Genomic DNA, 13,605 nt, shown 5'->3' with positions numbered 1-13,605 from the left:
GCACCGTGATTACCTCGCCCGCCTTTGCCGGCAAACGCTACGCAGTCCTCGGGCTCGCCCGGTCGGGGCTCGCCAGCGTGGACACGCTGCTGGCAAGCGGGGCCGAAGTGACGGCATGGGACGGGCGCGAGGATGCGCGCGCCGCAGTCGAAGGCCGCGCGACGATCGCCGACCCGCTTTCCATCGACCTCGCCGGGTTCGATGGCATGGTCGTCTCCCCCGGCGTGCCGCTCAATCGCCATCCCATTGCCGCCCATGCGCGCTCGGCTGGCGTGCCGATCATCGGCGATATCGAACTGTTCGCGCAGGCCCGCGCCAGCCTGCCGCCGCACAAGGTGGTCGCGATAACCGGCACCAACGGCAAGTCGACCACCACATCGCTGGTCCACCACATCGTGAAGGAAGCCGGGTTCCCGACCGTGATGGGCGGCAACATCGGCCTCCCCATCCTCGGCCAGCCGCCGCTGTCCGAAGGCGGGGTCTATGTGCTGGAGCTTTCCAGCTACCAGATCGACCTCACCTACAGCCTCCACGCCGATCTCGCAGCCTTCATCAACCTCAGCCCCGATCACCTCGATCGCTATGATGGCTACGAAGGCTATGCCGCCTCGAAAGCGCGCCTGTTCCAGATGCAGCAGGCCGGCCAGTTCTCCGTTTTCGGCTGCGGCGATGAGGATACCCGCCGCATCGCCGCCGAGATCGCCGCCAGCCGGCCCGAGGGCGATGTCGCAGTGGTCGATCCCGCTGCGCTGACCGGACAGGCCGACTGGCCCTCGCTGCAAGGCCCGCACAACCTGCAGAACGCCGCGATCGCGGTCGCCATGGCGAAGCGCCTCGGCATCGCAGAGCCGGTCTGGCGCGCTGCGCTCGCCAGCTTTGTCGGCCTGCCGCACCGCATGGAGCGCGTAGCCGAGGCGAACGGCGTGCTCTTCATCAACGACAGCAAGGCGACCAACCCCGCTTCGACCGCGCCTGCTCTCGGCGCATGGCCGCGCGTCCACTGGATCCTCGGCGGCCTGCCCAAGGGCGACGACCTCGATGCCTGCGCCCCCTATTTCAGCCATGTCGTGCAGGCCTACACCATCGGTGAGGCTGGCCCCCGCTTTGCTAAAATCCTTGAACCCGTAATGCCCGTCCAGCGTAGCGAGATGCTGTGCGATGCGGTGCGTCAGGCGATGGACGCAGCTGAGCCCGGCGATGTTGTGATGCTCTCGCCCGCTTGCGCCAGCTTCGATCAGTTCCGCGATTTCGAGGCGCGGGGTGACAGCTTCCGCCAGATCGTCACCGCACTGATCGACGAGAAGGGTGCTGCCGCATGAACGGCCACCAGCCCACCCGGCAGGTCGCCACCGCGCTGCCCGGTGGCGGCGTGCGCATTGCGCCGCGGACCAACCGCTATCGCCGCACCCGCCGCAGCGAACTCGTCATCTGGTGGCGTGAGATCGACCGCGTGCTGCTCGCGCTCGTGCTCATGCTGGTCACCGTTGGCACGGTCGCCGTCGCGGCTTCGTCTCCGGCCAGCGCGCACCGCCTTTCGACGCAGACCAAGTCGCTGGGCGATCTCTACTTCTTCTGGATCCACTTGCGCTGGCTCTCGGTCGGGCTTTTTGCGATGTTTGTCGCCTCGCTCCTGCCCAAGGAAACCACGCGGCGGCTCGCCATCCTGCTTGCCGCGACGATGCTTGTCGCGCTCGTGCTGGTGCCGTTCCTGGGCAACGAAGTGAAGGGCGCCAAGCGCTGGCTGTTCATCGGCTTCAGCCTCCAGCCGTCCGAATTCCTCAAGCCGGGCTTCGCGGTCGCGGTGGCGTGGATTCTTTCGTGGAAAGTGCGCGATCCCAATATCCCGGTTATCCCGATCACCATCGGCCTCATGGGCCTGATCGCCGCGCTGCTGATGGCGCAGCCCGATTTCGGTTCGACCGTGCTGTTTGGCGGCGTTTGGTTCGTGCTCGTGCTGCTCTCGGGCCTCGATCTCAAGATGGTCGGCTGGAGCGTGCTCGGCGGCATTGTCGGCGTCATCCTCGCCTATTTCTTCTATCCCAACGCCACCCACCGGATCGACGCATTCCTCTCGGGCGGCAGCGAGTTCGATCAGGTCGACCTTGCCATGCGCACGCTCGTCAGCGGCGGGTGGAGCGGCACCGGCCTTTGGCTCGGCAGCCGCAAGATGGCACTGCCCGAGGCGCATACCGACTACATCTTCTCCGTCATCGGCGAGGAATTCGGCCTGATCGCCTGCGCGCTGGTCGTGGTGCTCTACTGCGCCATCGTGATCCGCGTGATGATGCGGCTGGCGGATGAGGAAGACCTGTTCACCGTGCTCGCCGCCGCAGGGCTCACTGCGCAGCTCGCGGGGCAGGCCTTCATCAACATTCTCGTCAACCTGCAGCTGTTCCCCTCCAAGGGCATGACGCTTCCGCTCATCAGCTACGGCGGCTCCTCCACCATCGCGCTCCTGCTCGGCGTCGGGTTCCTCCTCGCCATCACGCGGCGCAATCCCTATCTCTCGCGCGAGACGATGGACCTGAGGGAGCTCGTGCGCACATGACACAACATATTCCCGGCGTGTCGCGCCATTTCGTCCTCGCGGCGGGCGGCACCGGCGGGCACTTGCTGCCGGCCTTTGCCCTTGCGACCGAACTTGAGCGGCGCGGCCACCATGTTGCGCTGGTAACCGACGAGCGCGGCGCGAAGATACCGGGCAAGCCCGCATTCCTCCCTGCGCACGTGCTGCCCGCCGGCCGCCTTGGCAAGAACCCCGTCACCCTCGCCAAGGGTTTGGCCGCGATCTGGCGCGGCCGCGCGATGGCGCTGCGCCTGTTCGAAAGCTTCCAGCCGTCCTGCGTCGTCGGCTTCGGCGGATATCCGGCGCTGCCTGCGCTGCTCGCTGCGCGTTCGGCCCGCATTCCCACGGTGATCCACGAACAGAACGCCGTGCTCGGCCGGGTCAACCGCCTGCTCGCCAAGGGCGTCGATGCGATCGCCACGGCGTACATGGAAGTCGAACGGCTTGATCCCAAGCTCTGGGGCAAGGTCCACCGTGTCGGCAATCCGATCCGCGAGGAAGTCCTTGCCCTGCGCGGTGAGCCGTTTCCGCCCTTCAGCGACGACAGCCTGTTCCGCGTGCTGGTAACGGGCGGCAGCCAGGGCGCCTCGATCCTCTCTGAAGTCGTGCCCGATGGCCTTGCCATGCTCCCGCCCGCGCTGCGCCACCGCTTGCAGGTGACGCAGCAGTGTCGGCCCGAGGATATCGAGGCCGTGCGCGCACGCTATGCCGGGCACCAGATCCCGGCGGAGCTCGGCACTTATTTCGAGGATATGGCGACCCGGCTTGCCGATGCGCATCTGTTCATCGGCCGCTCGGGCGCTTCGACGATTGCCGAGCTGACTGCTGTCGGTCGTCCGGCAATCCTGATCCCGCTGCCCATCGCGACCGACGACCATCAGGCTGTCAACGCGCGCGAGATGGTCAAGGCCGGAGGTGCCCGCGCCATCCGCCAGTCGGGCTTCACCCCCAAGGAACTCGCCAAGCAGATTCAGACGATGGCGCTCAACCCCACCTCACTCGCCAATGCCGCCCACGCGGCGTGGAACTGCGGCCTGCCCAATGCGGTCAAGGATCTTGCCGATCTTGTCGAAGGCTTTGGCGGCGTGCCGCTGATGGACGTCATCCGCATGGAAGGCGCGGCAACCGCGCACTCCACCCGCGAGGCACTGGCCAAGGAATCCGCCGAATGATCCTTCGACAAGCTCAGGATGAGCGGACCATTATGCTTTCCCAATTCTCGCTCGTGCTGAGCCTGCCGAAGCACGCTGGCACGACAGGTGCCGCGCGATGAAAGGCGTCGGCACTGAAATCGGCACGATCCACTTTGTCGGCATCGGCGGCATCGGCATGTCCGGCATTGCCGAGGTCATGCACAACATGGGCTACAGCGTGCAGGGCTCGGACATGGCGGAAAGCTATGTCGTCGATGGCCTGCGCTCGCGCGGCATTCCGGTGATGATCGGCCAGCGCGCCGAGAACGTCGCAGGCGCCGCTGTCGTAGTCACCTCGACTGCGGTGAAGCGCGACAACCCCGAAGTCGTCGCCGCGCTCGAAGCCCGCGTTCCCGTGGTGCGCCGCGCCGAAATGCTGGCGGAGCTGATGCGGCTCAAGAACACCGTCGCGGTGGCCGGCACGCATGGCAAGACCACCACCACCTCGATGGTCGCCTGCCTGCTCGATGCGGGCGGGATCGATCCCACCGTGATCAACGGCGGCATCATCAATTCCTACGGCTCCAACGCGCGCCTCGGTGATAGCGACTGGATGGTGGTGGAAGCCGACGAGAGCGACGGCTCGTTCCTGCGGCTCGACGGCACGCTGGCGGTCGTCACCAATATCGATCCCGAGCACCTCGATCACTACGGCTCGTTCGACAAGGTGAAGTCGGCCTTCGTCGAATTCATCGAGAACGTGCCGTTCTACGGCGCCGCCATGCTCTGCATCGATCATCCCGAGGTGCAGGCGATCATCCCCAAGGTGCGCGACCGCCGCGTCGTGACCTACGGCTTCTCCGCGCAGGCAGACGTGCGCGGCGAGGCGGTGACCCCCATTCCGGGCGGCAACCGCTTCACCGCAGTGCTGCGCCAGCGCGACGGCAGCTTCCGCCGCATCGAGGGTATCGAACTGCCCATGCCGGGCCGCCACAACGTACAGAACGCGCTCGCCGCCGTTGCCGTGGCGGTGGAAATGGGCGTTTCGGAAGACCTGATCCGCACCGGCTTTGCCAAGTTCGGCGGGGTCAAGCGCCGCTTCACCAAGGTCGGCGAAGTCGATGGCGTTACAGTAATCGATGACTACGGCCACCATCCGGTCGAAATCCGCGCCGTCCTCGCCGCCGCGCGCGAGGGCGTGCAGGGCAGGGTGATCGCCGTCGTCCAGCCGCACCGCTTCACGCGTCTGCGCGATCACATGGAAGAGTTTCAGGGCGCGTTCAATGACGCCGACATGGTCTATGCCGCCCCAGTCTACCCGGCGGGCGAGCAGCCTATCGAAGGCGTCGACAGCGCCGCCATGGTCGAAGGCATCAAGGCGCGCGGCCACCGCTCGGCGCACCTGATCGCAGGCGCGGATGCGCTCGCCGCCGAACTCGCGGGCGTGGTCCAGCCGGGCGATATGGTCGTCTGCCTCGGCGCTGGCGATATCACGAAGTGGGCCGCCGGTCTGGCCGGTGCGATTGCGCAGCAGCGGGGGGCGGCGTGACCACGCTGACCGCCTTTCCTCCTGTTCGCGGCAAGCTCACGCCCGATGCCCCGCTCGCTCCGCTGGTGTGGTTCAAGTCCGGTGGCACCGCTGAGTGGCTGTTCGAGCCGAAGGACGTGGCCGATCTCCAGGACTTCCTCGCCGGCCTCGCGCCCGAAGTCCCCGTCATGGCGCTCGGCCTCGGCTCCAACCTGATCGTCCGCGATGGCGGCGTTCCCGGCGTGGTCATCCGTCTCGGCAAAGCCTTCGCCAAGGTCGAGCGCGTGGACGAAACCACCCTCAACTGCGGCGGCGGAGCCAGCGGCATTCTCGTTTCCAGCACCGCACGCGACAACGGCATTGCTGGCCTCGAATTCCTCCGCTCGATCCCGGGCACAGTCGGCGGCTTCGTGCGCATGAACGGCGGCGCCTATGGCCGTGAGGTCAAGGACGTGCTGATCGATTGCGACTTGGTGATCCGCTCGGGTGAGATCGTCACGCTGCCGCTCTCGGAACTCGGCTACACCTATCGCCATTCCGAACTTACCGACGGCTCCATCGTCGTCGCCGCGCGCTTCCGGGGCCATCCGGGCGAACCCGCCAGGATCCAGGCCGAAATGGACCGCATCAGCACCGCCCGCGAAGCCAGCCAGCCGCTGCGCAGCAAGACCGGCGGCAGCACGTTCAAGAACCCGGATGGCGGGAAGGCGTGGGAACTCGTCGACAAGGCCGGCTGCCGAGGTCTCACCATCGGCGGCGCGCAGGTCTCTGAAAAGCACACCAACTTCCTCATCAACACCGGCGAAGCCACTAGCGCCGAGATCGAGGCGCTGGGCGAGGAAGTGCGGCGGCGCGTGAAGGAACAGTCGGGCGTGGAGTTGCAGTGGGAAATTCAGCGAGTAGGCCGGCCGTGACTCTTCCCAAACTACATATCGCGGTCCTGATGGGTGGCTGGTCCAGCGAACGCCCCGTTTCGCTCATGTCCGGCGAAGGCGTCGCCAAGGCGCTCGAGGCCAAGGGCCACCGCGTCACCCGCATCGACATGGGCCGCGATGTTGCGCAGAAGCTGGCCGAAGCCGCGCCCGATGTCGTGTTCAACGCGCTCCACGGCACGCCAGGTGAGGACGGCACCGTGCAGGGCCTGATGGACCTGATGGGCCTCACCTACACGCATTCCGGCCTCGCAACCTCGGTCATCGCGATCGACAAGCAGCTGACCAAGCAGGCGCTCGTGCCCCACGGCATCCCCATGCCCGGCGGCCGCATCGTGCAATCCGAAGAGTTGTTCGAACGCGATCCTCTGCCGCGCCCCTATGTGGTGAAGCCGGTCAACGAAGGCTCTTCGGTCGGCGTCGCCATCGTGACGGCGGGCGGCAACTACGGCGATCCGATCAACCGCGATGCCATCGGCCCGTGGAACGAATTCGACGAACTTCTCGCCGAACCCTTCATCCGCGGGCGCGAACTGACGACGGCAGTATTGGTCGACAAGGCCCTCCTCGTCACCGAACTGCGCCCCAAATCCGGCTTCTACGATTTCGACGCCAAGTATACCGACGGCATGACCGACCACATCTGCCCGGCGGACATCCCCGATGAAATCGCCGAAGCCTGCAAGGACATCGCCCTGCGCGCCCACCAGTTGCTCGGCTGCAAGGGCACCAGCCGCAGCGATTTCCGCTGGGATGACGAGCAGGGCGTCGAAGGGTTGTTCCTGCTTGAGGTCAACACCCAGCCGGGCATGACCCCGCTCAGCCTCGTGCCTGAACAAGCCAAGGCGCTCGGCATGGATTATGGCGATCTCGTGGAAGCCATTGTTTCCGATGCGCTTGCGCATCGGACGTTAGGCGTGGCCGACGCGCTCGCTTCAGCGAAGAAGGAGGCCTGAGCCATGGCGCAGACCATTCGCCGGGGCGGCAAAGCGGTGCGCAAGGTTGCTGCGGCCAGCGGCACCAAGCGCAAGGTCAACGCCGCGCGGCGCCAGACCGGTTCGCTGCTCGATCAGGTGATGCAGTGGATCCCCTTCAGCGAGGAAACGCTGCACCGCATCCTGATGGTGGTGATCCTCGGCGGTGCGGCTCTGCTCGCATGGATTGTCGCCAGCATGGCGGGCGTGCCGCAGCTTGCGGAAGCCGAGATGGCGATGATCGCGTCGAAGTCCGGGTTTGAGGTCAAGCGCGTCGAAGTGCGCGGCGTCAACCGCATGAACGAGCTCAAGATCTATGAGAAGGTCCTCGGCCAGCGCGATCAGGCGATGCCGCGGCTTGATATCGCAACCCTGCGCGATGATCTGCTCCAGCTCTCGTGGGTGAAGGATGCCCGCGTTTCGCGCCAGCTCCCCGATACCCTCGTGGTCGATGTGGTCGAGCGCAGCCCCCATGCGGTGCTGCGCCGTGATGGCAAGCTTACCTTGATCGACGAGACGGGCCACCCGCTCGAGAACGTCAATCCCGCCAAGGCCAAGGGGCTGCTTGTCCTCTCCGGCAATGGCGCCGAAGCGCGCGTGCCTGATCTCGTCCACTTGCTCGATGCGGCACCGGCGCTGCGGCCGCAGGTTGCCGAGGCCGAATGGATCGGCAGCCGCCGCTGGAACCTCACCTTCAAGACCCGGCAGGTCGTCGCGCTGCCCGAGGGTGATACCGAAGCCGCCAGCGCGCTGCTCACCTTCGCGCGCATGGACGGCGTTGATCGCCTGCTCGGCGGCAAGGTAGCCAGTTTCGACATGCGCAATCCGGACCGCATCTACATGCGCGTGCCCGGCCGCGCAGATGAACTCGCCGCCGCCGCGCGCGCCGAAGTGACCGCCAAGGCCAATGCCGCTGCTGCCAAGACCGAAGCCGCCCGCAGCGCTGTCGCTTCGGCTGCGCCCACGAAGGCTCCCGGCAGCAAGACTGCGCAGGACTGATTTTCCGGCATGGCTGCCCCCCGCATCACCAAGGTCTTCGCGGCCGTCAATCTCGGCTCGTTCCGCGTCTCGGCGATCATCGCCGGGCTGACCGAGGCGGGCGAGATGGTCGTCATGGGCTCCGGCCACCGCCAGTCGCAAGGGATCAAGCGCGGCTACGTGACCGATATGGTCGCCGCCACCCATTCGGTGCGCGATGCGATCGAGCGCGCCGAGAAGATGGCCAATGCCAGCGTTCAGAGCGTGTGGATCGGCTGTTCCGGCGCCGGGCTTGCCAGCACCACCGCCAAGGTCGAAGTCGAGATCGGCGGCCGCCGCATCGAAAGCGATGATATCGAGCACCTGCTCATCGCCGGGCGCGAGGTGATCCAGCCCGATGGCCGCACCGTGCTCCACGCCCAGCCTGCGCACTATACGCTCGATGGCGCGGACGGCGTGCCCAATCCCAAGGGCCTCCACGCCGAGCGGCTCGCGGTCGATATCCACGTCATGCTCGCCGATGGCGCCCCGGTGCGCAATCTCAAGGAAACGGTCGAGAACGCGCACTTGCGCGTGGAGGCTGTCGTCGGCTCGCCCATCGCGGCCGGCCACGCCTGCCTTTCCAACGAGGAGCGTGAGCTTGGCGTCGCGCTGATCGAATTCGGTGCGGAAGTGACCACCGTCTCGGTTTATGCCGGGGGCATGCTGCTCGGCATGCAGGCCATCGCGTTCGGCTCGGGCGATATCACCGATGCCATCGCCTCGGCCTTCGGCATCCGCCGCTATCAGGCCGAGCGGCTCAAGTGCATGGCAGGGTCCGCGCTCGCCAGCCCCGCCGATCACCGCGAGATGATCCCGGTCAACGCACCCGGCGATCCCGAGCAGGGCGGCCCGATGGCGCGCCACGCCGATGACAAGAACCGCATTCCCCGCGCCGAGCTTGTCTCGGTCATCACTCAGCAACTCGGCGTGTTCACTGATGAAGTCGGCCGCGCGCTGAAGTCGCTCGGCTTCAATGGCAAACGCGGGCAGCAGGTGGTGCTGACAGGTGGCGGCTCGCAGCTCCCCGGCCTAGCTGACTACGCGCAGGCCGCGCTCGGACGGCCCGTGCGCATCGGTTCCCCGCCGACGATGCTGGGCCTGCCGCCGGGCCATGCGACGCCCAGTTCCTCCACGCTCGTCGGCCTCATGCTCTATGCTGCGGCCGATCCGGTCGATATCCGCAAGATCGGGCCGACCTGGGGCCCTACGCAATCCTACAGCGGGCTTGGCCTCCTCCAGCGCATCTGGCGTGCGATGAGGGAATATTTCTGATGAGTGGAGTGCTTCACGCCCTCCTACTTGTGGAAAAACCTGTCGAAGCTTTGATTCGGTGAAACGTTCCGTGCCAAAGCAAAAGTTACATTTTACGGGGCACCGTTTCCGGCCCCCCGCAGACCCGCATGGGAGAGCGCTATGAGCATCAACATCGGACCGCCGGCCATTGACGAACTGCGGCCGCGCATAACGGTCATCGGCGTGGGCGGGGCGGGTGGCAACGCCATCGCCAACATGATCAACGCCAAGATCGAGGGCGTCGACTTCGTCGTCGTCAACACCGATGCGCAGGCGCTCAACAATTCGATCGCGGACAACCGCATCCAGCTCGGGCCTGACATGACGCAGGGCCTTGGTGCTGGCGCCCGTCCCGAAGTCGGCCGCGCCGCTGCGGAAGAGACGATCGAGGAAATCGAGCGCGCGCTTGAAGGCGTCCACATGTGCTTCATCGCCGCCGGCATGGGCGGCGGCACCGGCACCGGCGCTGCTCCGGTCATCGCTGAAGCGGCTCGCCGGAAGGGCGTGCTGACGGTCGGCGTCGTCACCAAGCCGTTCCTGTTCGAAGGCACGCGCCGCATGCGCGCGGCGGAAAGCGGCATTGCCGAGCTGCAGAAGCACGTCGATACGCTGATCGTCATTCCGAACCAGAACCTGTTCCTCGTCGCCAAGGCGGAGACCACGTTCAAGGAAGCCTTCCAGCTGGCCGACGAAGTGCTCCAACAGGGCGTCCGTTCGATCACCGATCTCATGGTCATGCCCGGCCTCATCAACCTCGACTTCGCCGACGTGCGCTCGGTCATGGGCGAGATGGGCAAGGCGATGATGGGTACCGGCGAGGGCGAGGGTCCGAACCGCGCGCTCGAAGCGGCGGAACGCGCAATTGCGAACCCGCTGCTCGATGGCGTCTCGATGCAAGGCGCAAAGGGCGTCATCATCTCGATCATCGGCGGCGACGACATGAAGCTGCTCGAAGTCGACGAAGCCGCCAACCATATCCGTGAATTGGTCGATCCCAACGCGAACATCATCTGGGGTTCGGCGTTCAACCCGAACCTCGATGGCAAGATCCGCGTCTCGGTGGTTGCCACCGGCATCGAGCAGACCGGCGAAATGGCCGAAGCGGCTGCGCGCCCGGCGATGACCGGCGGTATGCGCGGTCCGGCGTTCCCGGGCGGCCTTTCCCGTGCTGCCGCTCCTGAACCGGCGCCTGCTCCTGAGCCCGTTGCCGCTGCACCGCAACCTTTCGCGCCGCCGCCGAACTATGTCGCGCCCGAGCCTGCCGAGAGCGAGCCGGAGCCCGCAGCTGCTGCGCCGGCCGAAGATCCGCTCGATCTGACGCTCGACCTGTCCGACGCGCAGGAAGCCGCGCCTCCCGCCGGGGAGCCGGGCGAGCTTGCGCTGGGCCTCGGCGATGCTGAACCGATCCCGCCCCGCTTTGGCCGTGCCCAGCCCGATCCGTCGGGCGATGTGCCGCGCAGCCCGCCGGGCAGCACGCTGTTCGAACGCATGGCCAATCTCTCGCGCGGCGGGGGCCGCGTGGGTGAGGATGATGCCGATCCGGAAGATGGCAGCGCGCTCAACATTCCGCGCTTCCTCGGCCGCCAGAACAACCAGTAAGGCTCCGCTGCCGGGCGCAGGTCGCCCGGCAGGAAGGGATATGCCGGCCGGGGGCGGCTGGCGTGTCCCCCCAAGCCGCGATAAGGTCTGCCCCATGATCAGCCGCTTTCTCCGCTCCGGTTTCCGGTACAGCGCATCGGCCATGGTCGTGGGCATGGTGCTGGCCATGGCCCATCCGGCAATGGCACAGCAGCGGGGCGCAACGATCGATGATGACGCGACCGAGCCGGTCGCCACCACCTCGATACCCGTGGTCCAGTCGCTCGCGCCAAGCCCGACCAAGACGCTCAACACCGCGCTTGCCCGCCTTGCGCGCGATCCACGCGATCTCACCGCTCTGCTCGATGCCGGCGGGGCTGCGCTCGATCTTGGCGATACCGATGCCGCGATCGGCTTCCTTACTCGCGCCGAACAGGTTGCGCCCGGAACCGCCGGAGTGCGCGCGCGGATGGGCATTGCCATGCTGCGCTCGAACCAGCCGTTCGAGGCGATCCGTTGGTTCGATCTGGCCGACCAGACCGGTTTCAATCGCACCGAAATGGCGACCGATCGCGGCCTTGCCTACGATCTGATCGGAGACAACGCCGCCGCGCAGCGCGAGTATCAGCTCGCGCTTTCCGCAGGGCGGAATGATGAGGCCAGCCGCCGTTATGCGCTGAGCCTGGTCATCGCCGGAGATCGCCGCGGCGCAGAGCTTGTGATCCAGCCTCTGCTCGAGCGCCAGGATCGCGGCGCGTGGCGCGTGCGCACCTTCATCATGGCCATTTCCGGGCAAAGTGACGAGGCAGAGGGGATCGCCAAGGCGACGATGCCGGCTGATCTTGCTGCGGCCATCTCGCCCTATCTGCGCTACATGCCGCGGCTTACCCCCGCGCAGCAGGCCGCCGCCGCCAATCTTGGCCGCTTCCCGCGCGCGGCGGATATCGGCCGCGATGATCCGCAAGTTGTCCAGTATGCGCTGGCCCACCCGCGCACGCCGCGGGTCGATGCTGCGCTCGTGCCGCAGGGCGAGGCGCTCGGCGCGCGTGGCCGCGATGATCGTTCGAAGCGCCGCCGTCCGGGCAAGGAAGACAAGCGCGAAACCCAGTTTGCGGCAGCGACTCCAGCGCCAGCCCCTGCGCCGGCGGTGAAGACGCCGCCTCCACCTCCGCTTCAGTCGGCCACGCCGACCGCGCCCGCCGTCAGCGCGCCGTGGGGGTTGCAGCCCGGCACCCGCACGGCTGCCGCGCCGCAGCAGGCGGCAACCCCGGCCACTACGCCGTCCACCCTGGCGCGGCCTACCGTGCTGTCAAAGCTTGATGTGCCGCCCGGCACTCCGCTAGCCCCGCCGCCGCAGCCGCGGCCCGTGACGTCCGCATCTACGCCGGCACCACAACCCGCGACTGCGGCGCCAGCACCGAATCCGGTCCTGACTTCGAAGCCCGCCGAAGTGACCCCGGCACCCGCACCCGCGCAGGTGGCAAGCGCCGCGCCGAACACCACTAGCCCTGCGCCCGGCCCGCAGTTCGCGCTCCTCGCACCCACGCAGGCTGCCTCGACCCCGCCGACCGTAACCCCGCTTGTTACAGCCCCAGCTGCAACCACACCGACGCCCACCACAGTTCCGCCGCCACCCGCGCCCACTCAGGCCGCAACATCGTCGGGTGCTCCTGCACCTGCCGATTTCCGCAGCATGTTCGATGGCTTCAAAGCGCCCGAGCAGGAAGCCTCCGCAACGTCCACCGAGGCGGTCGATCTGGCGCGGATCGAGGCGCTGCGCGAATCGGCGCGTGCGGCTGCGGCGGCCAAGGCCAAGGAGCGCGCGGCCAAGGATCGCGGCGTGCGGCCTGATGGCCCCACTTCCGTTTCGCGCACCAGCGATGCGGACGCGCCTGAACCCACCGTCACTCGGGGCAGCAAGGAAAAGCTCGCCAAGGAAGAACTGGCGAAGGACGCCAAGGCCAAGTCCGCCAAGGAAAAGCTCGCGCTCGATACTGACTGCCTCGATACCACGGCCAAGGGTAAGTCTGGCAGGGGCAAGGCCGGCAAGGCGACCCCCGCGAAGGGCAGGGCGTCCGCGAAGTCCAAGGGCAAGGGCGCGGCTGAGGCCCAATGCCCGCCGGAGAATGGCAAGGCTGCCAAGACCAAGAAGGAAAAGGCCGAGTTGCAGCATCCCAGCCGCATCTGGGTTCAGGTGCTGACCGGTTCGAACCGTCAGGCGATGGGCAAGGAGTGGCAGCGCCTTGTCAGCAGTTCCGCCGCGCTCCGTGGGCGCAAGCCTTCGATCACCCAATGGCGCAGCAATTATCGTTTGCTTACAGGGCCTTTTGCGAGTGACGCTGAGGCGCTGGCGTTTGTCGAGCGGCTCCGCAAGGATAGCGTGGGGAGCTTCGAGTGGACCAGCCCGGCAGGCCAGGCGGTTGACGGCCTGAGCGCGAAGTAGCCCTGTCGGAGGGGCGGGGGTCTCCACCGCTTCTCCACAGCTTATGAACAGACTAGTCGAGTTTTGCCCAGCCCCGGACGGGGCCCCGATTGCCGCCAAGAGCCCTCTCCGCGATGGCTCGCATGGGCCCAGTCCGGG

General features: G+C 67.0%; 10 protein-coding genes. All 10 read left to right on the top strand.

Annotated features, from left to right (window positions below):
- The first annotated feature begins 5 nt into the window (after positions 1-5).
- The gene (gene murD, locus NSE01_RS04800) at positions 6-1,319 is read left to right on the top strand and encodes a UDP-N-acetylmuramoyl-L-alanine--D-glutamate ligase (protein ID WP_147158506.1); all 1,314 of its coding nucleotides are present in this window, start codon (positions 6-8) and stop codon (positions 1,317-1,319) included.
- Entirely contained in the window at positions 1,316-2,548 is a 1,233-nt protein-coding gene (locus NSE01_RS04795; RefSeq protein WP_147158505.1) for an FtsW/RodA/SpoVE family cell cycle protein, read from the top strand. The genes murD and NSE01_RS04795 overlap by 4 nt, the downstream gene beginning before the upstream one ends.
- Positions 2,549-2,556: 8 nt before the next feature.
- Positions 2,557-3,738 (top strand): undecaprenyldiphospho-muramoylpentapeptide beta-N-acetylglucosaminyltransferase, encoded by a 1,182-nt coding sequence (gene murG, locus NSE01_RS04790; RefSeq protein WP_147158706.1) that lies wholly within the window; start codon positions 2,557-2,559, stop codon positions 3,736-3,738.
- 97 nt (positions 3,739-3,835) lie between these two features.
- Positions 3,836-5,248, top strand: coding sequence for a UDP-N-acetylmuramate--L-alanine ligase (gene murC, locus NSE01_RS04785; protein ID WP_147158504.1), 1,413 nt, complete (start codon positions 3,836-3,838; stop codon positions 5,246-5,248).
- Positions 5,245-6,141, top strand: a complete 897-nt coding sequence (murB, locus tag NSE01_RS04780) for a UDP-N-acetylmuramate dehydrogenase (RefSeq protein WP_174811995.1) — start codon at positions 5,245-5,247, stop codon at positions 6,139-6,141. Before murC ends, murB begins: the two co-directional genes overlap by 4 nt.
- On the top strand, positions 6,138-7,115 hold the full coding sequence (locus NSE01_RS04775; RefSeq protein ID WP_147158503.1) for a D-alanine--D-alanine ligase: 978 nt from the start codon (positions 6,138-6,140) through the stop codon (positions 7,113-7,115). The genes murB and NSE01_RS04775 overlap by 4 nt, the downstream gene beginning before the upstream one ends.
- A gap of 3 nt (positions 7,116-7,118) precedes the next feature.
- Positions 7,119-8,132: a cell division protein FtsQ/DivIB gene (locus NSE01_RS04770; RefSeq protein WP_147158502.1), complete on the top strand. Its 1,014-nt coding sequence runs from the start codon at positions 7,119-7,121 to the stop codon at positions 8,130-8,132.
- Positions 8,133-8,141: 9 nt separating this feature from the next.
- The gene (gene ftsA / locus NSE01_RS04765) at positions 8,142-9,425 is read left to right on the top strand and encodes a cell division protein FtsA (RefSeq protein ID WP_147158501.1); all 1,284 of its coding nucleotides are present in this window, start codon (positions 8,142-8,144) and stop codon (positions 9,423-9,425) included.
- A 141-nt stretch (positions 9,426-9,566) separates the two neighbouring features.
- Positions 9,567-11,045, top strand: a complete 1,479-nt coding sequence (gene ftsZ / locus NSE01_RS04760; protein ID WP_147158500.1) for a cell division protein FtsZ — start codon at positions 9,567-9,569, stop codon at positions 11,043-11,045.
- Positions 11,046-11,139: 94 nt separating this feature from the next.
- Positions 11,140-13,467 carry an SPOR domain-containing protein gene (locus NSE01_RS04755; protein ID WP_147158499.1) on the top strand — a complete coding sequence of 776 codons (2,328 nt, stop codon included), beginning with the start codon at positions 11,140-11,142 and terminating at the stop codon, positions 13,465-13,467.
- Positions 13,468-13,605 lie beyond the last annotated feature (138 nt).

Source organism: Novosphingobium sediminis (assembly GCF_007991615.1).
GTDB lineage: Bacteria > Pseudomonadota > Alphaproteobacteria > Sphingomonadales > Sphingomonadaceae > Novosphingobium > Novosphingobium sediminis.
This window is presented reverse-complemented; position numbering and strand designations above follow the sequence as displayed.

Bases quoted from the DNA above. Each gene is read 5' to 3' on its own strand.
- NSE01_RS04795 (WP_147158505.1), top strand. From the start codon at position 1,316: ATGAACGGCCACCAGCCCACCCGGCAGGTCGCCACCGCGCTGCCCGGT.
- murC (WP_147158504.1), top strand. From the start codon at position 3,836: ATGAAAGGCGTCGGCACTGAAATCGGCACGATCCACTTTGTCGGCATC.
- NSE01_RS04770 (WP_147158502.1), top strand. From the start codon at position 7,119: ATGGCGCAGACCATTCGCCGGGGCGGCAAAGCGGTGCGCAAGGTTGCT.
- ftsA (WP_147158501.1), top strand. From the start codon at position 8,142: ATGGCTGCCCCCCGCATCACCAAGGTCTTCGCGGCCGTCAATCTCGGC.
- ftsZ (WP_147158500.1), top strand. From the start codon at position 9,567: ATGAGCATCAACATCGGACCGCCGGCCATTGACGAACTGCGGCCGCGC.
- NSE01_RS04755 (WP_147158499.1), top strand. From the start codon at position 11,140: ATGATCAGCCGCTTTCTCCGCTCCGGTTTCCGGTACAGCGCATCGGCC.